The organism is Bdellovibrio bacteriovorus (genome assembly GCF_041888015.1).
Taxonomy (GTDB): Bacteria; Bdellovibrionota; Bdellovibrionia; order Bdellovibrionales; family Bdellovibrionaceae; genus Bdellovibrio.
Genome location: NZ_CP168968.1, coordinates 2108761 through 2131739 on the forward strand (window position 1 = coordinate 2108761; position 22979 = coordinate 2131739).

Annotated in this window: 27 protein-coding genes and 1 tRNA gene; 6 read left to right on the plus strand and 22 right to left on the minus strand. The window is 48.5% G+C overall.

The annotated features are described in order from the left end of the window. Positions 1 to 125: 125 nt before the first annotated feature. The 3 genes from ACES2G_RS10250 to ACES2G_RS10260 are packed head-to-tail and all read left to right on the plus strand — an operon-like array spanning position 126 to position 2007. Positions 126 to 683 (plus strand): thioredoxin-like domain-containing protein, encoded by a 558-nt coding sequence (locus tag ACES2G_RS10250; protein ID WP_347359011.1) that lies wholly within the window; start codon positions 126 to 128, stop codon positions 681 to 683. Then, complete coding sequence (locus ACES2G_RS10255) at positions 680 to 1108, plus strand: FixH family protein (RefSeq protein ID WP_347359010.1); 429 nt, start codon at positions 680 to 682, stop codon at positions 1106 to 1108. The genes ACES2G_RS10250 and ACES2G_RS10255 overlap by 4 nt, the downstream gene beginning before the upstream one ends. Continuing rightward, positions 1105 to 2007 carry a serine protease spb1 gene (locus tag ACES2G_RS10260; RefSeq protein WP_347359009.1) on the plus strand — a complete coding sequence of 301 codons (903 nt, stop codon included), beginning with the start codon at positions 1105 to 1107 and terminating at the stop codon, positions 2005 to 2007. Before ACES2G_RS10255 ends, ACES2G_RS10260 begins: the two co-directional genes overlap by 4 nt. Positions 2008 to 2017: 10 nt before the next feature. Here ACES2G_RS10260 and ACES2G_RS10265 read toward each other — a convergent pair whose 3' ends face one another. Further along, the gene (locus ACES2G_RS10265; protein WP_347359008.1) at positions 2018 to 2347 is read right to left on the minus strand and encodes a KH domain-containing protein; all 330 of its coding nucleotides are present in this window, start codon (positions 2345 to 2347) and stop codon (positions 2018 to 2020) included. 178 nt (positions 2348 to 2525) lie between these two features. On the opposite strand from ACES2G_RS10265, the gene ACES2G_RS10270 reads away from it, so the two are divergent. After that, entirely contained in the window at positions 2526 to 3092 is a 567-nt protein-coding gene (locus ACES2G_RS10270) for a HutD family protein (protein ID WP_347359007.1), read from the plus strand. Between the two features lie 41 nt (positions 3093 to 3133). On the opposite strand, the gene ACES2G_RS10275 is transcribed toward ACES2G_RS10270, so the two are convergent. From ACES2G_RS10275 to ACES2G_RS10310, 8 genes are all read right to left on the minus strand, one after another. Then, positions 3134 to 3457 carry a monovalent cation/H(+) antiporter subunit G gene (locus ACES2G_RS10275; RefSeq protein WP_347359006.1) on the minus strand — a complete coding sequence of 108 codons (324 nt, stop codon included), beginning with the start codon at positions 3455 to 3457 and terminating at the stop codon, positions 3134 to 3136. Beyond that, positions 3457 to 3711, minus strand: a complete 255-nt coding sequence (locus ACES2G_RS10280) for a monovalent cation/H+ antiporter complex subunit F (protein WP_347359005.1) — start codon at positions 3709 to 3711, stop codon at positions 3457 to 3459. The genes ACES2G_RS10275 and ACES2G_RS10280 overlap by 1 nt, the downstream gene beginning before the upstream one ends. After that, the gene (locus ACES2G_RS10285) at positions 3708 to 4052 is read right to left on the minus strand and encodes a Na+/H+ antiporter subunit E (RefSeq protein ID WP_347359004.1); all 345 of its coding nucleotides are present in this window, start codon (positions 4050 to 4052) and stop codon (positions 3708 to 3710) included. The genes ACES2G_RS10280 and ACES2G_RS10285 overlap by 4 nt, the downstream gene beginning before the upstream one ends. After that, positions 4049 to 5509, minus strand: a complete 1461-nt coding sequence (locus tag ACES2G_RS10290) for a complex I subunit 5 family protein (RefSeq protein WP_374000097.1) — start codon at positions 5507 to 5509, stop codon at positions 4049 to 4051. The genes ACES2G_RS10285 and ACES2G_RS10290 overlap by 4 nt, the downstream gene beginning before the upstream one ends. Continuing rightward, complete coding sequence (locus tag ACES2G_RS10295; protein ID WP_347359002.1) at positions 5506 to 5802, minus strand: NADH-quinone oxidoreductase subunit K; 297 nt, start codon at positions 5800 to 5802, stop codon at positions 5506 to 5508. The genes ACES2G_RS10290 and ACES2G_RS10295 overlap by 4 nt, the downstream gene beginning before the upstream one ends. Continuing rightward, positions 5799 to 8417 carry a hydrogen gas-evolving membrane-bound hydrogenase subunit E gene (gene mbhE, locus ACES2G_RS10300; RefSeq protein ID WP_374000098.1) on the minus strand — a complete coding sequence of 873 codons (2619 nt, stop codon included), beginning with the start codon at positions 8415 to 8417 and terminating at the stop codon, positions 5799 to 5801. The genes ACES2G_RS10295 and mbhE overlap by 4 nt, the downstream gene beginning before the upstream one ends. Before the next feature lie 146 nt (positions 8418 to 8563). After that, positions 8564 to 8869, minus strand: coding sequence for a hypothetical protein (locus ACES2G_RS10305; protein ID WP_374000099.1), 306 nt, complete (start codon positions 8867 to 8869; stop codon positions 8564 to 8566). Positions 8870 to 8871: 2 nt separating this feature from the next. Beyond that, positions 8872 to 10446: a murein L,D-transpeptidase gene (locus ACES2G_RS10310; RefSeq protein WP_374000100.1), complete on the minus strand. Its 1575-nt coding sequence runs from the start codon at positions 10444 to 10446 to the stop codon at positions 8872 to 8874. Between the two features lie 225 nt (positions 10447 to 10671). Here ACES2G_RS10310 and ACES2G_RS10315 point away from each other — a divergent pair, with 225 nt between their 5' ends. Further along, complete coding sequence (locus ACES2G_RS10315) at positions 10672 to 11526, plus strand: trypsin-like serine protease (protein WP_374000101.1); 855 nt, start codon at positions 10672 to 10674, stop codon at positions 11524 to 11526. Positions 11527 to 11580: 54 nt separating this feature from the next. Here the strand turns inward: ACES2G_RS10315 and ACES2G_RS10320 are convergent, their stop codons facing one another. The 12 genes from ACES2G_RS10320 to ACES2G_RS10375 form a co-directional block, all read right to left on the minus strand. Then, the gene (locus ACES2G_RS10320) at positions 11581 to 12186 is read right to left on the minus strand and encodes an outer membrane beta-barrel protein (RefSeq protein WP_374000102.1); all 606 of its coding nucleotides are present in this window, start codon (positions 12184 to 12186) and stop codon (positions 11581 to 11583) included. Positions 12187 to 12488: 302 nt separating this feature from the next. Then, positions 12489 to 12562 (minus strand) — tRNA-Cys (locus ACES2G_RS10325). A 60-nt stretch (positions 12563 to 12622) separates the two neighbouring features. Then, entirely contained in the window at positions 12623 to 12889 is a 267-nt protein-coding gene (locus tag ACES2G_RS10330) for a BrnA antitoxin family protein (RefSeq protein ID WP_374000103.1), read from the minus strand. Continuing rightward, positions 12870 to 13130, minus strand: coding sequence for a hypothetical protein (locus ACES2G_RS10335; RefSeq protein ID WP_374000104.1), 261 nt, complete (start codon positions 13128 to 13130; stop codon positions 12870 to 12872). The genes ACES2G_RS10330 and ACES2G_RS10335 overlap by 20 nt, the downstream gene beginning before the upstream one ends. Positions 13131 to 13178: 48 nt before the next feature. Continuing rightward, positions 13179 to 14630, minus strand: coding sequence for an ATP-binding protein (locus tag ACES2G_RS10340; protein WP_347357818.1), 1452 nt, complete (start codon positions 14628 to 14630; stop codon positions 13179 to 13181). Positions 14631 to 14717: 87 nt separating this feature from the next. After that, positions 14718 to 15596, minus strand: a complete 879-nt coding sequence (locus tag ACES2G_RS10345) for a site-specific tyrosine recombinase (protein ID WP_347357817.1) — start codon at positions 15594 to 15596, stop codon at positions 14718 to 14720. 92 nt (positions 15597 to 15688) lie between these two features. Continuing rightward, positions 15689 to 16315: a hypothetical protein gene (locus ACES2G_RS10350; protein WP_347357816.1), complete on the minus strand. Its 627-nt coding sequence runs from the start codon at positions 16313 to 16315 to the stop codon at positions 15689 to 15691. A gap of 104 nt (positions 16316 to 16419) precedes the next feature. Beyond that, the gene (locus tag ACES2G_RS10355) at positions 16420 to 17190 is read right to left on the minus strand and encodes a hypothetical protein (RefSeq protein WP_347357815.1); all 771 of its coding nucleotides are present in this window, start codon (positions 17188 to 17190) and stop codon (positions 16420 to 16422) included. Between the two features lie 528 nt (positions 17191 to 17718). Beyond that, positions 17719 to 18882 carry a SpoIID/LytB domain-containing protein gene (locus ACES2G_RS10360; RefSeq protein ID WP_347357814.1) on the minus strand — a complete coding sequence of 388 codons (1164 nt, stop codon included), beginning with the start codon at positions 18880 to 18882 and terminating at the stop codon, positions 17719 to 17721. 97 nt (positions 18883 to 18979) lie between these two features. Further along, positions 18980 to 19732 carry a slipin family protein gene (locus ACES2G_RS10365; RefSeq protein WP_347357813.1) on the minus strand — a complete coding sequence of 251 codons (753 nt, stop codon included), beginning with the start codon at positions 19730 to 19732 and terminating at the stop codon, positions 18980 to 18982. Positions 19733 to 19742: 10 nt separating this feature from the next. After that, the gene (locus ACES2G_RS10370; protein WP_347357812.1) at positions 19743 to 21017 is read right to left on the minus strand and encodes a nodulation protein NfeD; all 1275 of its coding nucleotides are present in this window, start codon (positions 21015 to 21017) and stop codon (positions 19743 to 19745) included. After that, positions 21014 to 21514 (minus strand): hypothetical protein, encoded by a 501-nt coding sequence (locus ACES2G_RS10375; protein ID WP_347357811.1) that lies wholly within the window; start codon positions 21512 to 21514, stop codon positions 21014 to 21016. The genes ACES2G_RS10370 and ACES2G_RS10375 overlap by 4 nt, the downstream gene beginning before the upstream one ends. 157 nt (positions 21515 to 21671) lie before the next feature. On the opposite strand from ACES2G_RS10375, the gene ACES2G_RS10380 reads away from it, so the two are divergent. Continuing rightward, entirely contained in the window at positions 21672 to 21878 is a 207-nt protein-coding gene (locus ACES2G_RS10380) for a hypothetical protein (RefSeq protein ID WP_347357810.1), read from the plus strand. Between the two features lie 21 nt (positions 21879 to 21899). Here the strand turns inward: ACES2G_RS10380 and ACES2G_RS10385 are convergent, their stop codons facing one another. Continuing rightward, positions 21900 to 22958, minus strand: coding sequence for a hypothetical protein (locus tag ACES2G_RS10385; RefSeq protein WP_374000105.1), 1059 nt, complete (start codon positions 22956 to 22958; stop codon positions 21900 to 21902). Between the last annotated feature and the right edge of the window lie 21 nt (positions 22959 to 22979).

The window sequence follows — 22979 nt, forward strand, 5'->3', positions numbered from 1 at the left end:
AGAAATCCATTAAAAAATGGCACGATCGATTCCATTTAAAACGCAACGCGCAATCAGATAAACCGCCCCAGTCCCGCAACTTTTTGTGGCATATATCCGCGGATTCCTCTGTGTTAAAAAACCTCATGAGCAAAATTCTAGTTTCCATTTTTCTAAGCCTGATCGCCCTCAACGCCTCTTCTGCGGAGAAGTTCACGGCACTCACAGGGAAGAATGTCCTCACCGAAGAAGCTCAGGAACTCCCTTTTGCTTCCTCCCCTGCCACCGTCGCAATTTTCATGTCCGCGAAGTGCCCCTGCTCTGCCAGCCATGAAGGACTTTTGAAAGAGCTCAGTCAGCAGTTCAAGAATTTCAACTTCGTGGCGATCCATTCCAATGCGGATGAAGACGCTGAAACGACAAAAGCTCACTTCCAGCAATCACAGCTGTCTTTCCCCGTGATTGCCGATGCCCGCAGTCACTGGGCCGATAAGTTGGGGGCTCTTAAGACCCCACATGTATATGTTTTTAATTCCTCCGGCGAGATCGTTTATCAAGGTGGGGTCACCGACAGTCATGTTGGCCCCTCTGCGAAAAAACATTTCCTGAAGGAAGTGCTTGAAGATCTTCAAGCTGGCAAAACGCCCCGCCATAAAGAAGGGCGTGCCCTTGGTTGTTATATTCAAAGAGCGGAGAACTCATGAAAAAACTAGTTCCATTGATCCTTTTGTTCAGTCTGTCTGCGTGCGCGCAACCTCACTATATTTCTGCAAACGATCTGCGTGAACCGCAAGGATCGCAATCCGAAGATACTTGTTCATTGAAATTCACCAAGGCCGGCATTTGCGCCGAAATGCAGTGGCTGAAGGCTCCCAGCAGTTCAGACTATTCTGAATTCACATTGAAATTTAATTCTCCACAAATCACCGCGGCAAACTTGTCTGTGGTTTTGTGGATGCCATCCATGGGACACGGATCTGCCCCGGTCAAAATTGAAGACTTAGGCCAGGGTCAGTTCCGTGTTTACAACGTGTACTTCGTCATGCCTGGTGAATGGGAAGTGCGTGTGAATCTGAAGAACCAATCTGCGACTGTGGATCAAGTCTTTGTTCCATTGATGGTACCATGATTAAAGCATTGTCTCTTTTCATCGTTGTTTCCTGGGGCGCAATAGCCCAGGCAGCAAGCTGCTGCGGGGGAAGTTTTTCTTTTCCCGCATTGATTCTGGGGGATGATAAGGCGCAGGTGACCTCCACCTATTCCTATTCTGAAATCACCGATGATGTCCTCAGCAGCGGCCAATGGATGAAACGAGACGATGGCAATCAGTCCCAGACCCTGAAAGTTGAAGGCGCCCTTCTGCTGGCTGACTCCTGGCAAGCCGGGATCTCTGTGCCCGTGATTTCCAAAAAAGATCAAAGTCACAGCGCTACTTCCGGTGTTGGCGATCTCTCTCTGTATCTGGGTCATGAAACCTTTCCGGAACTGCAGTACTCACGCTGGAAGCCCCGGGGAGTGACTTTTTTGCAGGTAACATTGCCGACAGCCCCCTCCATCTACGATGAAGACGCCACCAATTCTAACAAAATCCGCGGACGTGGTTTTACTTCGTTAGGCGCCGGCTTGGCTTTAGTTAAAACCTGGCGCGTGTGGGATGCCAATTTCAGCTCCGAGATTCACAAATCTTTTGAACGCTCTGCCGAAGGCGCTGCCTATAATGGCAAAGCCACCGTGACTCCCGGCTGGGGAACAACACAAACTCTCGGTGTTGGCTGGAACAAAGGGGACCTGCGCTTGGGCAGCAATGTTTCTTTTCTGTATGAGGACGCCATTCAAATTCGCGGCGACACTCATTCCACAGGTCAAAACCAAAAACATTTTACTTGGGGTTTTTCGGGAAGCTATATGCTTTCCCAAGAATCAGCGCTGACGGTGGGCTACAGTGATCAGAGTCTACTGGGCAATCCCGTCAACTCAACCCTGTCGAACACCTTCAGCCTCAGCTACCAACAACGCTGGCAGCGCTAGAAACTATTTATTATACGTCTACGCAGAAGTATGGAATTTCAACAATGGCACGGATGCCCTTGCGAGCCAGTGTAGCCGCCATCACGGAGCGCACACCTGTGATGTTCTTGCCTTTGGCACCGATAATTTGCCCCAGGCATTTTTGATCGCATTCAACTTTGTAAACTGTCGTCTTATCGCCGACCTCAAAGCTGACTTCGATTGTCTCAGGAAAGTCGACCATGCCTTTTAACAAGGTCTCAAGAAGTTGCCGCCCATGCTCGCGGTCTTGACCTTGATCCGGACTTGTTCTTACTTCGGGTCTCTTCTTGATCACTTTAAGCTCTTTCACTGCTGACATACTTAGCTTCTCCAGTAAGTCTTTTGATACTAAACATTTCGGCGCTGTAATGAACTAGCTAAAGTGCAAAACCAAACTTTTGGTTTATTTATTTTAAGTTTTATTTTGAGATTTTATCGGCTTACCATCGTATTGCAGCTATTTCTATTTGGAGCTCATTTTTTCCAAAGGAGCGCTCATGTTGAGAGTCATCAAATCTTCAGAGTTTGTATCCATGCCATGGAAAAATGGACTGGGCATGACGGATCAAATTGATCTGCTTCCAGGCCAGGACGTGCCTTATCTGTGGCGTCTGAGTTCAGCCCGTGTCGAGGCGGAAAGTCCATTTTCCCTCTTCCCTGGTTATGAACGTTTGCTGGCTGTATTCCAAGGCGAAGGCTTGCTTCTGAATGAACGCCCACTGCTGCGACATATGCCGACAGCTTTTGCGGGCGAAGAAAACATCAACTGCAAACTGCTGGCAGGCCCGGTACGGGATCTGGGTTTGATCTATCACCGTGACAGCTTCCTCGCAACGATGGTCCATGAACATGTCCCTGCGGGGGACGAACTGACTGTGCAGGCAGTCGCTCAAACCACGTTCTTTTTTGTTTCGCGCGGAACACTGACCACAGAACATATCACCGTCTCAAGCGGAGATGTTCTGAAAGTGGAAGACAGCATCTCTTTACAAATAAAAAACAACGGAGCAGAACCGCTGGATTTCCTGCAAGTCTCCATCACCCCCCGCCAAAAAACCCACTAACCCCCTCTTCGCCGGTCGGTACGCAGTCAGGTGGGTCTTTTTCACCGACCGTCGGTTTCGAAATCGTTTCTTTGGGTCTGCAGAGGATACTTCCTGGCCGTGCGTAAACGCAACCGACTGAGCAAATGGGATGATACCGGAATTCCCATAAACAGAACCAAAGCCGCCAAGACCAGAAGGACTGTCAAAGAGATCCTCTGAAAATGCAAAGCCGCCGCCAGACAAAAAATCACACTACCCAACGTCGAGGCTTTAGAGACCGCTGCCATACGAGTCAACGTGTCCGGTAATTTCAAACTGCCCACCGATGCCAGCAGAATCAACAAACAGCCGATCAAAAGCAGGGACATCACAAGTACACTCATCAGGGTTCCTTTCGTCTTTCCAGATAAAACGCCATGATGGCATTAGAGATAAAAGACATCGGGGCCAAGACCAACACCAGCGTCACCACATCCGCATTGTTATTATAAATGGCATACAAGGCGGCCGCCGCCACCAGGATGTTATTCAAAAGATCAAAGGTCATGATCCGGTCTGTCCAGTCCGGCCCCCGCAGACACCGAAGCATTGAAAAGACAGAAGCCAAAGCTAAAAGGGCCACCAAAACCACGATCATGGTGCCACCTCAATTTCGCCAAAGATCATCTGCAACTTTCGCTCAAAGCGCTGCTTCAAATGACTTACCGACTGATCCGGATCTTCGGTATGAAAGAAATGAACGTACATCAGCTTCTTCTCGCGGGACATTTCCACGATCATCGAACCCGGCACCAAAAAAATAATCAACGATAAAATCCAAAGACCCCATTCACTTTCAATATCAATCTTCATGCGCACAATCGCAGGTTTCAATTTGCGGTTCGGCCTAAAGATCCACGAGGCCACATGAATGACCGCGATCACAAAGTCGAACATAAACTTCAAAAGCACTTCAAAGCTTAAGATCATCCTTTTCATGGAGCTCCCTTACCAGGTAAAAGTTCCTGGGCCACTTTTTCTGCTGCCAACCTCACTTGTGGATACCCCAGTCCGATAGCCAAAATGCTGATATTTAAAATCACCAATGGCACCACCAGCCAGCGAACCCGGGCTGAATCCTTTTCAGGCAAATCCCGCGGAGCCCTTTTCCAGAAGACTCCATTCCAGATCTTCAACATCGACATCAACGTGAACAAACTCACCCCCAGGCACAGCAAAACCCCAGCCCAGCGTTGCTCCCCCAGAGCCGCCTGCAACGTCAGCACCTTGGCCCAAAAACCTGAAAACGGTGGCACACCAATCAAAGACAAAGCCGACATCGCGAACAGCCCTGCCAGCCACGGCCGAGCCGCCCAAAGTCCCCCGGACTCTGAAACCATGCTGGTACCACCAACTTTTTCCATATATGCGACCGACAAAAACAAATTGGTCTTCACCATCATGTGATGCAAAAGATAAAAAACACAGGCCACAATACCCGCCTGACCACCTAAAGACAGACCCAGCAGAATGTATCCCATCTGCGAAGTTCCGTGAAATGCCAGAATACCTTTCATGTTATCTCGCGACAGGGCACCCAAAACTCCCAATACCATCGAAGCCAAAGCCAAACCATACATGACTGGCAAAAGCTTGGTGCTGTCCCCAAAAGCAACGACCGGACTTAGAATACGTAACAAGGAATAAAGGCCCACCTTCGTCAGAAAACCAGAAAACACCGCTGCCACCGGAGTCAACGTCACCGGATAAGAAGCCGGCAACCAGAAGAAGAACGGAAACACAGCCGCTTTCACCAAGAATGCAAGCACCAAAAATGACAACCCCATGATCATCGACAGACTTTGCCCATGAAGTTGCTGCTGTTGAATAATGTCGCTCAGATCCAAACTGCCGACGGAGGCATAGACAAACGAGATCCCAAATAAAAATGCCACCGACGACAGTATACTGATCACTGCGTACTTGAAACTTCCCGTTGCCGAAGTGCGATGGCGACTTAAAGCCACCAAGAAAAAGGAAGCCGCTAACAACACCTCAAACCAAACATACAGATTAAATAAATCTCCTGTGGCAAAAGATCCGTAAACACCCATCATCAAAAAATGATACAGCGAATAGATGCCAAGAATCTCCCACCGACGCCCTAACAGGGACTGCATCGCCCATTGACCGCAGAAAGCCACCAAAGCACTTCCCGCTATCATCAAGGCCCCCAGCATTCCAACGTCGAAAGAAATTCCAAATGGAGCCGGCCAGTTTCCAATTTGCATCCGCTGCGGCCCCTGCTCCCACACGGTGATCAGAATCCACACAGCAATCATCAGACTCAAGGCCGTTCCCAGCAAAGACACCGCCCGGAGTCCCACTGAATGGCGACGCAGCAGCAATGTGATCAAAGCAAACACAAAGGAGATCAGCACCGGAGCTGCAATCATTCTGTCTCCTCCGGCAGGAAATCAGCATCGCGCGATTTGGACATCTTCAATCCGCGGCTGGCCAATGCCAACAACACGGCTGTCATTCCCAAGCCAATCACGATGGCAGTCAGAATCAATGCCTGCGGCAACGGATCAGGGCTCGCCGCCTCTCCGCTCTTCAAGATAAATAAATTCACACCGTGCCCCAGAACACTCAACCCCAGAATGATCTGCAACCAATCCCGGGATAACAGCAGCCAGACTCCGGCAGCGACAAGGGCGGCAATGCTTAAAGACAAAAAATCAATCACACGTCCCTCCGGAAAAACGACAAGAACAGGCTTGTGCCCATACCCAGGACCAAAAGATAAACTCCCAAATCAAAGATCAATGGGGTTCCCATCCATGCCACACGGTCCGACCACTGCGCCTTAAACAGCGCTTCGCTCTGCAAAGTCGGAAAGATGGCAGCACTAAAGGCAAATGCCAGGCCTAAGATCATCCAAGTCATAGGTTTAAATACCAGCCAGCGGCGCATCCACACTTCCCCCATAACCAATGCGGCAAAAGCGTAAGAGATCGCCAAAAGCAGGCCCCCAATAAACCCTCCTCCGGGAGCATTGTGACCGCGAAAAAGCACCATCAATGAAATCAAAGCAAAGAGCGGAGCGAAAACTTTCATCGAAGTCGACAGGATCGCGGATTCCTTAAATGTCATTGCCAGCTTCTGCTTGCGCAGGAACAAGAAATGAATACCTATGGCAACAATCCCCAGAACAGTGATTTCACCAAACGTATCCAAAGCGCGGAAGTCCACCAAAATAACATTCACCACGTTCAAGCCTTTTCCCAAAGGCAGAGCATTTTCATTAAAGAACTCTGCCACTCGGGAGGCGTTCTTACCCTCACGTAAAAGCGCACACAAAAGCAGTGTTCCCAGAAATGCCGCAGCGGTGATAACTGTGCGCACAATTTTATAGAACCAGCTAAAACCCGACGGATTGGTGCGCAGGAAAACCAAGCTCAGCGTCAGCACCAGAACCGATAACGCCTCGACCGCCATCTGGGTCATCGCCAAGTCCGTGGCGCCCGCGCTCAGATAGAACAAGCTGACTCCAAACCCCAGAACCCCAAGACCGATAATTTTCATTAAAGGCCTGGCGCTAAGAAGCATCGGCATCAACCCCATCAGGACAATCACAAAAGGAATCATCTGCAGGTACGACAGCCCCTGAGGCTGAAAGGCAAAAATTTCCGCCGGTGGTGGAACCCACAAAGAAAACCCCAGAAAAGAAGGTACCAGCAGCCACAAAATATAATAACTTAATCGTCCGTTTTGCAGACGATCCATCAGCTTTTTGGAAAGACTTCCGACGATCCCCACCCGTGGCGATGGCTTTAAGAGCCTCTTCAGCCACATTGCCACTTTGGTCATGGTTCCTGAATAGCGAAGAGCCAGAAAGGTCCCAGACATCAACGACACCACACTCAGCACCAAGGCCAGATTCACTCCGGTCCACATCTCAAGATTCAAATCCACAGGTTGCAATACAATCGACGAAACCACCGGACTTAGGAAATACTTGTTGATATCATCCAAAAAGAACCCGGAAATCCAACCCGCAGAAGCCAACAACAACGGCGGTAACCACATGCTGGGAGGTGCTTCCTTCAAACGACGACTGTCCGTGGGGCGACGGAAAATCAATAGGATCAAACGATATCCCACAACGATGGACAAGATACTGGCCCCAAGCAATGCTACAACCAACAAAGACGCCGACCCCTCAAGCTGCAAAGCGGATTTTAACAGATACTCTTTCCCCAGGAACCCCATGCTGAAAGGCAGACCCATCATAGAACCCAAAGCCATAAGAAAAGCCAATGATGTCACCGGCATTCTTCGAATGAGTCCCGAAACATGCTCCATGCTCCGTCCGCCAAGCTGCTTATCAATATTACCTACGCATAGGAACAGGCTGGCCTTGTAAAAGGAGTGTGCCAGCACATAAGAAAAAAAGGCTTTCCATGAATAAGACACATGCAATCCCACCAGGATGCACATGCCCCCCAATGAACTCACTGTCGTCCACGCAAAAAGCTGCTTCAGATCATTCTTCGTCAAAGACACGATCATGCCCCAGATCAAAGTAACAGCCCCGACAAGACTCAGGATAAATATCCAATCCACATTCAATTCAAAGATCGGACTAAAGCGTGCAAGCAAAAAAACGCCCAACTTCACCATCGTGGCCGAATGCAAAAAGGCACTCGCTGGGGTCGGAGCCACCATTGCTCCTGGCAACCAAAAATGAAATGGGAACTGTGCCGACTTGATCATGGCCGCCAGCAATATCATCAACATCAACAGGTTGTTGTCCTGCATCAGCTTTCTTTTGTCGTAAAGAATCTCCAGCAAGGAGTGACTGCCAGACACTTGGGCCATAATCAACAAGGCCAGCAATAAACAAAGGCCCCCGGCCACATTCACGATCAACGCTTGGGTTGCACCTTTGCGCACCTCAAAGTCTGTAAATTTAAAGCCGATCAAAAGAAACGAGCAGATTCCCGTGGCTTCCCAGAAACCATAAAACACAAAGATATTATCTGCCCACAGAACACCCAGCATGGAACCGGTGAAGGCAAAGAATAATGGAAAGAATCTCTTTTTTTCGTGGGATTTAAAATACGTCCCCGCATAGATACAAACACACAGCCCGATTACCGCCACAATACTGGCAAAGAAGTCACTCAGGCCATCTCGAGGAAATGGCCAGGACTGCTGTATAAATGGTTTTAGACTTTCATTAAGAGCGCCAAGAAAAGGCAGAGCAAACAAGACTCGCCACAGCGCTGGAGGCAAGTTCAATAACAACCGAGAAGTCAGAGCTAGAATAAAGAACAGTACAACCCAGTACATCAACATATGGCACCACTTGAAGGTTGAGGTGAAGCAACATGGAAGTCGCCATAATCGTTTTCAAGCCTCAAGTGTCGTCTGTTAAGGGACTGAGATCAACCAAGTATTTCGCTTTTACGCGATAGGCAGAAACAAGTGTTTCTGCCCTCTGACTATAACATCACGTCAATAATATGATTGCTGCCATTGACCTTCAATTTCAAAGGCACGCGGCTTTCCTGACTCTCAACCAAAACCTGCAGTTTGGCTTCGGGGAAGCTCATCAAGTTTTTAATGATCAAAAGCTTTTGAACACCTGAAACCTTGACCATTGCCTCATTTTCAATGGCTTCAACATGCTCCACCACACCAGTCACAAAGAACTGAGAAGCTGCTCCTGTGCTAGCAGATGCCACTGCGGTTGCAGAGAAGGAACCCATGAATACACAAAGACTTAGAGTTAAAAGATACTTTCCCATAGTTACCGTCCCAATCCTTTCACTTGTGATAAAATCAACTGATTATGCCCATACACATCTTCAACAAAACGAATAACACCATCCGAGTTCATTTGTGAAGTTACAGGTACCAAATAAACCGGCATCGGATCTTTCAGATCCACTCGCGTTTCGCGATCCACGATCTGACCCTCTTTAACAACGAAGTTTTCAATCTGCGGGCGAGACCATTGCGTACCAGCAAGCAAGTACTCCGCCAGATCCAGCGGCTTTTCCAAGCGAACACAACCGGAACTGCGCAGGCGCTGAGCTTCACCAAACAGGTCTCTCTGATTGGTGTCATGCAGATAGATCGCGTAAGGATTGGTCATCATGAACTTCACCACACCCAAGGCATTGTTATAGCTTGGTTTCTGACGGATATAGAAGTTCACGCTGGAAGACTTGATCGACTTCCAGTCAATCGTGGTCGGATCAATGGTTCTTGTAAAGTCCGAAGTAAAGACTTCAAATCTGTTGTCATTGAAATACTTACGAATGCCCTTGGCATCAAGCTTCTTCAGAATTTCAACCTTGTCATTCAAAAACACCGTCGGAGGAATCGTCCACGTCGGGTTCATCACCAGATACGTGATGCGGTCACGCATCGTTGGGGTTTTTCTTTCAGAGGTTCCATTAATAGACTTAAAACTCATGGAAACATTGTTCTTTTTGTCGATCATCATGAAATGTGAAAACGCCGTATTCACAAAGATATGACGATCTTCCAAAGATTGCGGCAACCAACGCAGTTGTTCCATGTCTGCCTGAAGCTGGCGAAGGCGATCCACAAGCGACACACCAAAGAACTTCCACGTCCGGCCGCCTGGTGAAATCACCCCATCCGGTTTCATTTTCAAGTTCAACTGAATATCATTGATGGCAATCAGCATATCCTGATCGAAAGTATCATTCATACTGTCAATGCGATAACCCAGAAGGCGCAAACGCTCTTTAAGCTTGATGATCACCGGATCTTTGCGGCCCAAGGACAACGCCTTCTTGGCTGGAGTGATACTTTCCCACTGCCCCGTATGCAGCAACGGATAAAGTCTCTGCAAAGCAGTTCTCAAAGATTGATAAACTGGAATCTGAGGCGCCAGCTTTTCGATCACAGAGCGAGCATTCCCCTGACTACTTAACACAACCGCACGTAATTGTTCTGGCGTCAGAAAGTCTTTCTTTTTCAACTTGATATCGGAAGCCAGACCCACCGGATTCACACTGCCACCGTGCACGTCACGCAGGGCTTTTACGTACATCGCCAAAATCTGGCGATGATCAAAGTCCGACTCCAAAGTTCCACGCAGGAAAGACTGTTCAAACTCCTCGCCCCAATAAGCCGAAGGATTCAAGCCATGCTCCCATGCACCCAGCAGAGCATCACGGATTGAAGCCGCATTTAAGCCGTCAACAGCCATCAGATAATCGATCGAGCTTTGACCTTGAACCACCGCCGCCATACCGGGGCGAGGTGGCACCTGAGCTTTCGCCGTCGAAGCTCCTGCCAAGATCAAGGCTGTGATCGCAAATAACAAACGAACAGGTTGCGTATCCATCAATTCACCTCGTCGGCGAATGCAAATACAAGATCCTTGCCAGTATTTACATCAACAGGCTTTGGCTTAGGGGCCTTTTTGGGAAATAACTTCACTTAAGACCGTCACCCGGTGACATTTTTAGCCAGGCTAAACCCGCCAACAAGCCTATAGCTCACCTCGTGGTCACTTCCTTAGGCACAAGTATCGCATCTCCAGAAAAGGGCTCTGGAGCCCAGAAAAATTATGAAAAGACTATTAGTGTTGCTCTCACTTCTGCTGATCAATTGCCAGGAAAGCCCACAAAGCTTGAATGACGGCCCGGAATTGAACTTATCCGATTCCCAAGGGGTTATCGGAGGCACGATCACGCCTCCTGCCAACAGGCTGTCCCAGATGGTCGTCAGCATTCGCACCTACTACAACACCCGAACTGAATTTATCAACGGTCAGTCTGTGGAAATGAACGACGTGTTTCAGTGCACCGGAATTCCCCTGAGTCGCCAACTGATTCTGACCGCCGCGCACTGCCTGATGACCCCTGAAAAGTATCTGCGCACGGTGGAATATAAAAATAAAGACGGAAAACACCTAGCCTTTGCCGAAGACAGCTTTGTGACCCACGAACTTTATAAAAGTGGCGATCAGGATTATGACTTTGGGGTCTTAAAGCTTAAAAAACAGCTTCCAGAAGATATCGTAATAACCCCGTTACTGGATGTATCTGTGGGATCATTGCAAAGTATTCTTGCGGCGGGATATGGTCGCACCAATGGTGTGTGGGCGGACGTCTCCGGAGATGGTGGAAATAGACTGCGTTCGGTAAAACTTCAGATCGCTGAATATTCCAAATCTGAAAACCGATTCCGCGTTGATCAAACCCAAGGGCAAGGCATTTGCCAGGGTGACTCTGGCGGCCCGGCGTTTGCCAAAATTAATGGCCGCGACTATGTCGTTGGAATCGCCTCCAAGACCACACGCAACTCCAACGAACCTGCTGATAACCATACGGTCCGTTGTAACGCCCAAAGCATCTATATCAACGTGCAAAAACAGTTTGGCGAGATCGTCAAGTTGGTTCGCCATATTCAGAGCAGGTGACGTTCAAGACAGTCGCCAGGGGGTTAGCCTCAGCGACCGTCAGTGATTCAAATACTATTTACCGGAAAGATCAAATGGGAAGCTCAAAGACAAACTCACGGCGGAAGAGTCAAACTTAGAGAAAATCGTAGAAATATCACCCTCCATGCCACCGGACTCAAACTTATCAAACTTAGGTATGATATATTCCAGGTTTATAGAAAGCTTGTTCAGAGCCTTGTACCCAGCGCCCACTTTCAACATTGTTCCAGTAAAATCCGTTTCCCCGCTGTCATCTTTCACCGTGCTCTTTGCAGAGAATCCGTAACCGCCCCAGAAACGGAAGCGATTCACGTCATACCCGATCACCGCGCCAGCGATACTTTTACTGTAGGTCGAAGACGAGGAGCCCGCCTGACTGCTTTCCGAATCACCACTTCCCAGAGTATATTCACCTGCCAACCACAATCCCTGATTGAAGCGATACCCAAGACGAGCTCCGTAATTGAAACCCTTGTTGGTAACCGTAAAACCCGTTCCGGCTGTGGGTTCGGCTTCGATTTTTTCCTGATCATAACCAACAAACGGCTCAACCAAAACGCCTGCCTGACTTTGCCAACTTATCAACATGCCGACGACCAAAGTCCCCAGTCCGCCAAATACTTTTACTAATTTATTCATAAAAACCTCCAGATTGTTTGCTTCGATTCTCGAGCTCAATCGGTCCACCTTAGACCGACGTCATTTCAGGAAACACTTCGTCTCCTTTCCTTTATTACTTTAGGAAAGAAAAATGTGAGAGCATGAGAGGTAAAAAACAACTCGCGCCTCAACTCAAGAAACAAGCCTTATTCCAACAATGTAGTCTGATAAATAAACAACTGATTTTGAGACAAAATATCTCTGCACAAACTTTGCAACATATGCGAGGCTAGTTTGAAACAGCCGCAAAAACGAAAAAACCCGCATAAAGCGGGTTTAATTGGAGGTGACGAGCGGATTTGAACCGCTGTAGCAGCTTTTGCAGAGCTGAGCCTAACCCCTCGGCCACATCACCGTCGAAGGAAGATTGAAATTAATCTTTCCCCCCTTTTCTGTCAACGCCAAACATGACACCTTAACGTCTCTTTATAAATCCTCGCTTTAGAAGCGCCTCTTCAATTTTATCCATATCTGGAGGCTCTGCGCCAAACAGACTGTCCCTCAGAAGACGGTTCATCAAAGTCTGGTATTTAGTACTCTCTCTCACAGCCCGCTTCTTAAGAGCATCCAATACGTCACCATCCACCATTGCGGTGACCCTGACTTTGACGTTCTCAGGAGAAAACTCTCCTTCATCTATTTCGACACTGCCGTAGGTAATTTTAGCTTTCTGTGATTTCATACCAATCCCTCAACAAAATACTTCTGTAAGGCTCCAGCTCCTTAAGCAAAACTCTGACAGCTCTTTCGCTAAAGCCAGAACATTCCATCACTGAAAAATCCAACAGATTCAGCTTCAGATGAGCCTCATAGGACGATGGCTTTCCTTTGTATATCTCCACATGCGGAAAACCATGGTCTTTATAATAGATCCATACAGAAACCCCACCGCGAATGGACTCAAGGTACTTTATTCGCGGCATACATACTCACATAATACATATAATATGCATATTAATCCAGATTGCATTTTAACATCCCAGCCGTTTTAGGGCCTCAAACGGCAGGTGGGTGATCTTCAACGCCTCTTCCACATGCAAGGGATGCAGCTTTTCGGCCTTCATCAGATCAGCAAGACTTCTTGCGACTCGAAGCGTCGCAAGCTCGCGACGGCGTGAGGATAGCTCTTTTGGGAAAAGTTCTCGCATATAGAAGCTGGGCAGGTCCTGAGTCAGCTCTTCCCAATTCCAACGGGCTGCGACCTTACGGAAACGCGCATCTTTATCGGCCATGGCCTGACGGAACTGCCGGGCGTCTTCTAGTTCCTGCAACAGACTTTGCCCAGCCACGGTGCCGCCCTCTTCCCGCTTACGAGTAAAGAACGTCACTTGGAAACGATCCACCAAGGGGCCAGACAATCGCTCCATATAGGACTGACACTTCTTGATCGAACGTCCGCAGATCACTCGCGAATTCGGCACCCAATCACCACAGGGACATAAGTTCGTGGTGGCAATCACCAGAGCTTCCGCCGGATGTTCTTCCACGTAACGCCCTCGACGAATGCGAATCCGGAAGTCTTCCATCGGTTCTCGCAACGCCTCCTGGGCCCGCGTGTGAAACTCCAACAATTCATCAAGCACCATCATTCCCTTATGAGCCCGTGTGATATCGCCCTTAAAAGGAGGAACACCCCCACCAATCAAGCCGAGGGGACTCGTTGAGTGATGGGGATGCACCATAGGACGCCAGCTTAACGGAGCCTCGCTGCCGCCCTTATTATTCTGTCTGATTTCATGCATTTCTTTTTGTGTTGGCGCCTGCAAAAGTGAATGAAGGCTTTTGGCAATCGTACTTTTTCCTGAGCCCGCAGGCCCGGCCAGTAAAACGGAGTGCTCACCCAACGCCACCAGCTTTAATAGCTTTGCCTGCCGCTCAGGAAACTCCAGATCAAGACCGAAAGACGGACGCTCAACCACATATTCCCGTGGGGACAGGGGCACAATCTCGGGCTGACTGACATCTTTTAACTCCTGCAAACGCCATCTTGTGAACGGAGCCTTATTATCCAGCCCTGTCCCGGTCCAAACTTGCAAAGTCTCTTCAGGATCGAAGTCCTCCATCAAGTCCTCAGGCTCAAAGACTTCCCCACCCAAAGAAAGCTCACCGTACACAAAAGCCTCTTCTCCGTCGGGCTTGGGGATCTGTTCTGTTTCCCACAAAATCCCCAAAGCGACAGCCAGCTCCAGACCTCGAGAGGTTTTCTTTAAATGCGAAGGCCGCAGGTTCACCAAAATCTGCTGCGCTTTCGGAAACTCAAAACCTTGATTGCGAATGGCGCTTTTGATCCGGTGAATACTTTCTTTGATCGCCTGATCCGGAAGCCCTAAGAATTGAATCTGTGGCAGCCCCGCGACGAAACTCAGTTCCACCTCAACAGGCACCAAACGATCTTGATTACGAATAAGAGATTTGATTTTCATAGTGACGGGCACAAAGCAAAAAGGGTCCCGTCATCCAAGGGCAATAAAAAAGGCCTTCACTGGGAAGGCCTCTCGAGTTCCGGACGATTATTTATCCGCGTCCACCATCTGCGACAGCGGATGATGTTCTTCGATGGTTTTGGTCATCGTATTAGTGGTCACATTGGTATAAATCTGTGTTGTCTGAATGCTCGCATGCCCCAACAACATCTGGATGGAGCGCAAGTCGGCCCCGCTTTCCAGCAAGGCAGTGGCGCAACCATGACGGAATCTGTGCGGATTCACTGGCTCCTCGAAACCTGCTCGCGCAGACCACGCCGCCAGCCATCTCCACACGTCCACCCGTGAAGGTCTGTGCCCACGGTCATTGATCAGGATAGACGGACCATTTTCTTTCATCAGGGAAGGACGATGCTCTTTCAGATAAGCCGTCAGATTTTCGGTCAGTTTTTCTGTCAAAGGCACCAGACGCTCTTTATTACCCTTACCCAGAACCTTGATCCAACGATCCGTCTGGTTGAAGTCCACCACGTTCAAAGAAATCAATTCAGAAACACGGCAACCCAAACCATACAGGAACAACAAAGTCAGTTGATTACGAGCCGTTTTAACCGGGTCGTTGACCTCTGCTGCATCAAAAAGCTGCTGGAACTCTTGCGGAGTCAGAACCTTTGGCAGACCCACTTTGACTTTCGGTGGACGAAGCTCACGCAGCTCCGGGCACTTCATTCCGCGAGTTTCACAGAACTTGAAATAGGTGCGCAAAGAAGAGATCACACGCGCCTGAGAGCGAGTAGAGAGATTCTGCTTTTTCATGAATTCGTAAAAACCAGGCACTGTTTTATTGTTTTTACGGTACTCGACATAAAGTTCCAGGTCGCGGCGATAAGCCATCACCGTATTCTGGGAGCGTCCTCGTACATTTTGCAGTTCATCAAAGAAGTCGATCCAAAGAGGTAGTTCCATATCCCCATTAGACCCAGACTTTCATCCAAGAGCAAGAAATAAAAAACCCCAGGATAAACCCGGGGCTTGGTGATTCAACTTGAAAACAGAGACTAGTTGAAGATTTCGTTAAAGTTAGAGGAACAAACGACTCCGTTGACTTTTAAGATAGACACCTTGGAATAAAGCCGCAGCTCACCTGAGCCGTTGCTCAATTGTCCACCCGACATTGTAGACAGAGGAGACTCAATTCGCATTTCTAAAGTCGCAGGTCCTTGCGCAATAATTACCGGCATCACGAAATCGCCGCCCGCATATCCCATGCTGCCCACCGATTGTGTGGACACATTATATCGTCCCACAGGCACAGAGCATTGGGGAGAGTAAAGATCCTGTCCTGGCACCACAAAATCCAAGAAGCCTTGGACAGCAACCGGGCCGGAGTATGTTCTATAAATTTCTCCAGATCCGCTCAACTGCACATTTGTCGACTGGGCAATTATACTCATATTAGAAAAAACAATGTCTTTTCTGTAATTCTCGGATTTATAGACCCCGAGAACCGTCGGCGAATTTATTCCACCACAAGTCTGCTGCAAACAGTTCGGCCCCACAACCGTGGTTCCGCCGCCGCCGCCCTTTCCGCAAGCCGCCAAAGCCAATACCATTCCCAGCGCTGCGAAAGCTCGTGTGAAACTCATTGCTGGAAAACTTAAAGTTTTTTTGTTAAGTCTTTCCATATTCTCTCTCCTGTTTTTCCGGTTTAAAATCTCTCTTTATTAAAATCTAAATCTACTTCAGCTTCCGCGCCCGTAGGTGCTCCAGCACTGTCGGCAGGGGCCGACTATTTAAACGCTGCGGATACTACCAAGCCCGAGAATGTTCCAAGCTTTCTGTAACCGTCTGCTGGGTATGGACTTGTTTTGTTCATTACAGCAGAAGCGCGGCAGTTGTATGGACCAGAGCGGATGTACCAGCATTTTCTGTATGGAGACTGCTGTACATAAGACTGACCAAAGTTCTTGTAGTAAACCGAGCCAGACACTGTACTGGAACCCTGACCATCACCTTGGTTTACAACTTTATCGATAACCACAACAATCGCACCGTACTGATCCTGGAAGAAGCCGTTGAAGACTGTCTTACCGTTGTAAGTGAACCATCTGTTGTATTCAGCTTCCAACATATTGTTGTCCTGCAAGCCGCTCATCTTTGCGTTAGTGCCCAGACCAGAATCAAAACTACCTGTGTATGTGTAACCAGTATCCACATAAGACAGCTTCACAGTGCCACCGTAGCGGTTGCTGCCTACGTTTTCCAAATCAATCGTCAACTTATAGTTGCTTGGATTGTTCAGCGGACGAATACCTACATAAGAGTTCATCTCAGCGAAAGACACTGGTACGAAATCAACCACGTTACCACCAGATGTAGAGCCTGAAGAAGTTCCGCCTCCATCTGGAGCTACAGGAGCTTCGCCACCAACACCGCCATCATAAATAGGCTGATTCGTATTATTAGATCCAGTCTGGAACTGATTGCTCTTACCGCAACCTACGCCCATCAAAGAGAACGCCGCCAGCAGGAAGATCAGTTTAGAGTTGAATGTTTTCATATCAGCCTCACTTAAAAGGTCCGGTTGATTGATGGACCTCTCACAGAGACTCTATTGCGACGCCTGTGCCAACGTGCCAACCTCCGAAAAATCACCACAACTACATGATATAACTAGGGATATTCACCCATCCCGGAGTGATACAAATTCACCGGAGCGTCTAATGTCTGTGGAGGGTGCGCAAAAGGGGCACCACTGTCACATCTTGATATGCACAAAACTTCGACGAAAAAACGAAAATTTAAGATTTTTCCTCATCTTACCGAAATGGGATGTATCAATTTTGAAAAAGGATTTTACGATGACAGTCACAGCGACAAATGCATTGATTCTGGGTGCGGTTTTCATGTTCGCAGCCCGCGTTTTCCTGGCTTTCTAATTTTGAGGCCTTGAAATTTTTCCTGAAAGAGACTCTCTTGCGGAGCTCTTTTTCTTTCTATCTCTCCTGCAAAGTCTCTCAGCCCACCTTCTTCGGTTGAATTGTAATTTCCAAACCAACAGACGATAGCCATTTTGCTTAAACGATACTTACTGAAGTTTCGCCAGCGGATAATAGTGATTCAGGATTTGTTTGTAGGTGTACCCCTTTTGCCCCAGTGAGCGGCTGCCCCACTGACAAAGGCCAACACCGTGCCCGAAACCACGGCCCTGGAAAAGAAATTCTTCACCTTGTTTTTTCATCTCAAACAAAGCGCTGCGCAGATCCTGGAATCCCAAAGACTGACGGAAGTCATTGGCGGACAAAACTTTTTCGGGGCTGCCGTTAAACGCCAAGCGCACGGACTTAACCCGCTGATCCAGTGGATTTCTTTCGAACTCAATACTTTCAAAATCAGCCACACGCAGACGTTTTTTCAGATCTTCTTTGCTTAAAGTCAGCTTCCATTGTCCACGCGGATTCGTGGGGCATGAACTATCCACCACGATCCCCGTGTTGACTCCGTAGTTCCAGACATTTTTGGATGTGGTCGTCTTGCCCCCACAGTCAGAATGATAAAAGGCTTTCAGAACACGACTTTTCGGGCCCCACAATTTAAGGCCTTTGGTCTCTTCCACGGCCTGCATGGCCTTTTGAATCAAAGGACTTGTGCGGTCCTCAGCCACCACATGGCGGAAGACCTGATCCAGAACACTGCTTTCCAGATGATAGGCTTTGTCTTTGCGTTCATTGATCACGGCCAAGGCATAAGATCTTGCCGCCACCGCCTGCGCTTTTAGTGTTTCCAGCGGCCAGGACAACGGCATTTCGCTGGCAAGAACTCCAACCACATATTCATCCAGGGGCATCACACCCACGACATCGACCATCCCGGCATTCATACTTAGCAGCACCCGCGACGGCAGTGCTTGCGAACCAATGCGGATGTTGTGACCTTGGATCAAAAGATACTTGTCAGTGAAAAGGTGCTCGTTGGCTTTGTTGTTCGTGCGCAAGGCCCAGATTTTTTTTCCATCTTTTTGCAGAACACGCACTTCAGCCTGCGCATCTTGAGGCAAGGCCACAGGGCGGAAGTTCTGGGACAAATTCTGAAAACGCAGCCCCAACCCGGTGAGTTGGATTTTGGAGGAAAGAGATTTCAGTCGAACTCGCACCAACGGAGTCGTCGTTTCTGAAACCACACTGGAGTGAGCGTCAGATACAAAGCTGACGAAGACCAAGATGAAAGTCAAAGATGCCCATACTAGCTTCACTGCCAAACTCCGTCCGTAGAGTTTTGAAAATAAAAAAGGGACAAAGCATCCGGCTTTGTCCCCTTTATTTAACCAACAATGGTCCAGCGATAAAAGTCTAGTTTTCCTTTTTCGCCATCTCCATGAACGGTTTAATGATGTCCAGCGGCATAGGGAACAGGATCGTATTGGTTTTATCCCCCGCGATCTCAGTCAAAGCCTGCAAATACGCCAACTGCAAAGCCGATGGAGAACCCGCCAAAGTGTTAGAGGCCTCCTGAAGCTTCTGAGCACGCTGAACCTCCCCATCGGCAGAAATAACTTTAGCACGACGTTCACGCTCAGCTTCCGCTTCACGCGCCATCGCTCTTTGCATTTCTTTAGGAAGATCGATCTGCTTCACTTCAACCATGGTGACTTTGATACCCCAGGATTCCGTCGCCTTGTCCAGAATCACCTGCAAAGCGGCGTTGATCTTATCACGGTGCTCAAGCACATCATCCAGATAGTATTGCCCCATCACAGAACGCAAAGTTGTTTGCGCCAACTGACTGGTGGCGAAATAGTAGTCTTCAATTTTAGTGATCGCCTCCATCGGAGAAACCACTTTAAAGTAAACAACCGCATTCACCTGCATGGATACGTTGTCCTTCGTGATAACATCCTGAGGCTGCACATCCATAGTGATAGTACGGGTGTCGAGCTTGATCATACGCTCGACAAAAGGAATCAATAAAATCAAACCAGGTCCACGCACACCCACAGCTTTACCCAGGCGCAGGACAACACCACGCTCCCAGTCGTTCAAAATTTTGATCATCGAGCTGCCGACGATACCGCCGATCACAATCAGGCCAATTAAAAATTCCATTTCTCTCTCCTTATTTAATTTTCTTTACATTTAAAGTCAGACCCTGACGTCCAGTGACGTGCACACGGTCCTTCACTTGCAGCGGATCTTCAGAAACAAAATTCCAGATCTCGCCAATAATCTCCACCTGACCGCGATGACCGTTGCCCTCAACCGTCATCACCACGCCGTCAGTACTTTGCATCTGCGCATCGGCATCCTTGGTTTTTAAGCGAATGGTTTTCAATGCCAGATAACCAATCCCCAGGAAGACAATCCCCAGAACACCCACAACAGAAATAATCAAAGATAGCGGCAGGCTATAGCCTGTTGTCTGCGCATCAAACAAGAATACACTCCCCACGAAAACAGCAATCAAACCACCAATTCCCAAAGCTCCAAAACTTGGGATGAACATCTCTGCAATCAGGAAGGCAATCCCCAAAAGGATCAAGGCCAAACCACCCCACGTGACATCCAGCTTATGGAACGCCACCATGGAAAGCACCAAGCCAATCCCACCGATAACACCCGGAGCAATCAAGCCCGGATGCGTGATTTCCACATACAACAAGGCCAGACTTCCCATGAATAACAAGTAAGCAAACTCAGGATCTGCGACAAAGCTTAAAACTTTATAGCGCAAGTCCGGAGCAAACTCCTGCAGATCATGAACAGCCACAATGGAAGGTTCTTTCTTTTCACCAATAAGCACCTTACGCCCCTGGGCCTTTTCCAGGAAATCAAGCTCGGAGGTTGCCAGAATATCCAACGCCCCCTCCTGATGCGCCACTTCGCTACTTAAGGATTTGGCTTCGGTGATAATCTCTTTGGAAAACTTCAGACTGCGCCCACGAAGTTTTGTGACTCCTTCCATCCAACTCACAGTATCGTTGATCAGTTTTTTGCGCAGATCTTCAGGTGTTTCACCCCCTGAACCTAAGATAGGTGTTGCCGCGCCAATGTTGGTCGCCGTCAGGCCGCCGTTCACATGACACGCTTGCAGAATGATCGCGCCCGCACTGCCAGCGTGACCACCCCGCGGAGCAATCAGACACAGGTAAGGCACAGGGGAGGCCAAGATGCGCTCGACAATCAGGCGCGTGCTTTGCAAACTGCCGCCCGGCGTATTGATACGCAAATACAAAGAACTGCATTTATTTTCCACCGATCGGCGCTCAGCCCGTTCCAAATAATCCGAGGTGGAGGCAGAAATGGCCTCGTTGATAGTGATCGAGGTGGTGCAATCAGCCTGCGCAGCTGCCCCGACAAAGAAAGCCATGAACAGCAGCATCAGGAACTTCATACTCCCAACTCCTTCATCACTTTTTGCAGATCATTCCAAACCACTTTTTTAGCACCCGGATCTTCCAGCAGATAAGCCGGACTGTAAGTTTCAATCCATTTACCGGGACCTTTGAAAATCAACTCGCCAATGTCTTTAGGGAAAGAACTATAGACCACAACCACTTTGCTTTCGCAGACCTTGGCCAGCTCGGACGGCAGTTGCGAACGATCATCCACAGTGCAATCCAGCTCCAGCACCTGCAGATTGCGAAGTTTCATGGCCGCTTTCATCTTTGCCGCCAGATCCTGAACCTCAGGCAAAAACAGACTTTCTTTTTTTTGAGTCAGGATATTTAAGAACACCAGTTCATAGTGACGCAGCTCCGACGGGTTGAAGGGCCCACCAGAGGTGAAAAACCTTGTCTTGATCGCTTCACTTTCTGAAGCCTGATCTTGAGAGAGCATGACATTTTGAAGACCAAGGACGTCTTGAAGATACTGGATGTAGTCTTTCATGGCGCCGATTGTATCTGGACCTAGATCTAGAGACTATAAAAACCGGCCTTAATGCACTGCCTAAACCCTATGTCATGGTGCATTTTCGTCTCAAGTTGAAACAAGTTTTACCGATAAGAAAGATATCGTAGCACAGACGGCCTTTAAGGAGGTTCCCATGGAAGTTTTCAGATTCAATATCATCCCTACTGAAGAGTTCACAAAACGCGAATCTTTCCGTCAGGCGATCAACAACTGCGAACAATGCGGGACTGCTTTGGAGTTCAGCTATAAGCAAATGACCGAACACGCCGTGCTTTCTGAAGAAGCTTCCTGTCCTTGCTGTGAACAAAAAAAGGAAGCTCGTCATCATCGCATTCACTAAGAAATGACTTCTAAAGACTGACTAATTTTTCCACTGAAAATAAGCCATTTCATACACAAACTGAAGCATGCGCTCGTAAAGATAAAGTGACTCAGACATGCGCGCCGAACCACCGCTGGCACTCATATAAGACAAACCATGGGCGTAAGCCGCAATTGCCTCAAGCCCCGCTGCCATAGCCTTCGGATGCATTCCCTGTAACTCTCGGGCTCTTTTTTCACATTGTCTCTGAATACAATTCAGATGATCTGCCATCGAATTCGTCGATGCACATTTGGTTTCGGAATAATTGGAAAAGCCGCTCGTCACCGGGAAGTAGTCCTCGGTCTCCTGAGCCATCATCCGCATCAGCAAATAGGACATCATATCCAGCTGATATTTCTCACAAGAACTCAACTGACGCCCGCCTCTTTGGCAGATATAAGCAGAATACTTCACCCATTCGTTTTTGAAGGTTTCCATGGAGGCAATCACCTCTTGAGCGACTTCCGGTTCGCCACTAAAATGAGCGCGCATAAACACTGGAATTTGCTGATTCACTCTTTGGAAAAAGTCCCGGCTGTCTTGCAAAGACTCACTCTTAGGTGGCGGGATTTGAGTCTTAGGCGCTTGTTCTTTCGGAGGTGCCTCAGGAATTGGCGGCCCCTTAGGACGCGTAGGTGGAACCGGAGGTTTACCATCATTTTCTTTCGCCGTCTTCAACTGGCGGCAAGAACTATCAGCGGCACAGTCTTCAGCAGAGATCTGATATCCGCCCACTTCAGCATAGCCCTCGTACTGAACCTGTCCCTGGGTGGTCATTCGAGCATAATAGAATTCATTCGCCAGCGAACCACCATCAAGATTCAGGAATACTTCCAGTTTGGTGTCCTTGAATCCTTCCGCAGCCAAATCAAAGCGGTACCAGCCGAACCCGGCCGCTGCACCAGAAACACACGTCCCGCTCCAAGCCGCCTGTGCAGGAGCTTTCCAAGGCAGGTCCGGATGAAAAACGGAACACCCTTCCACGGTCCGAACCGAAGAATTCCCAAAAGCCACACAAGCCACAAATAACAGCAGAAAAACAGCACATCTTTTCATCAGAACCTCAAAAGTTTTCAT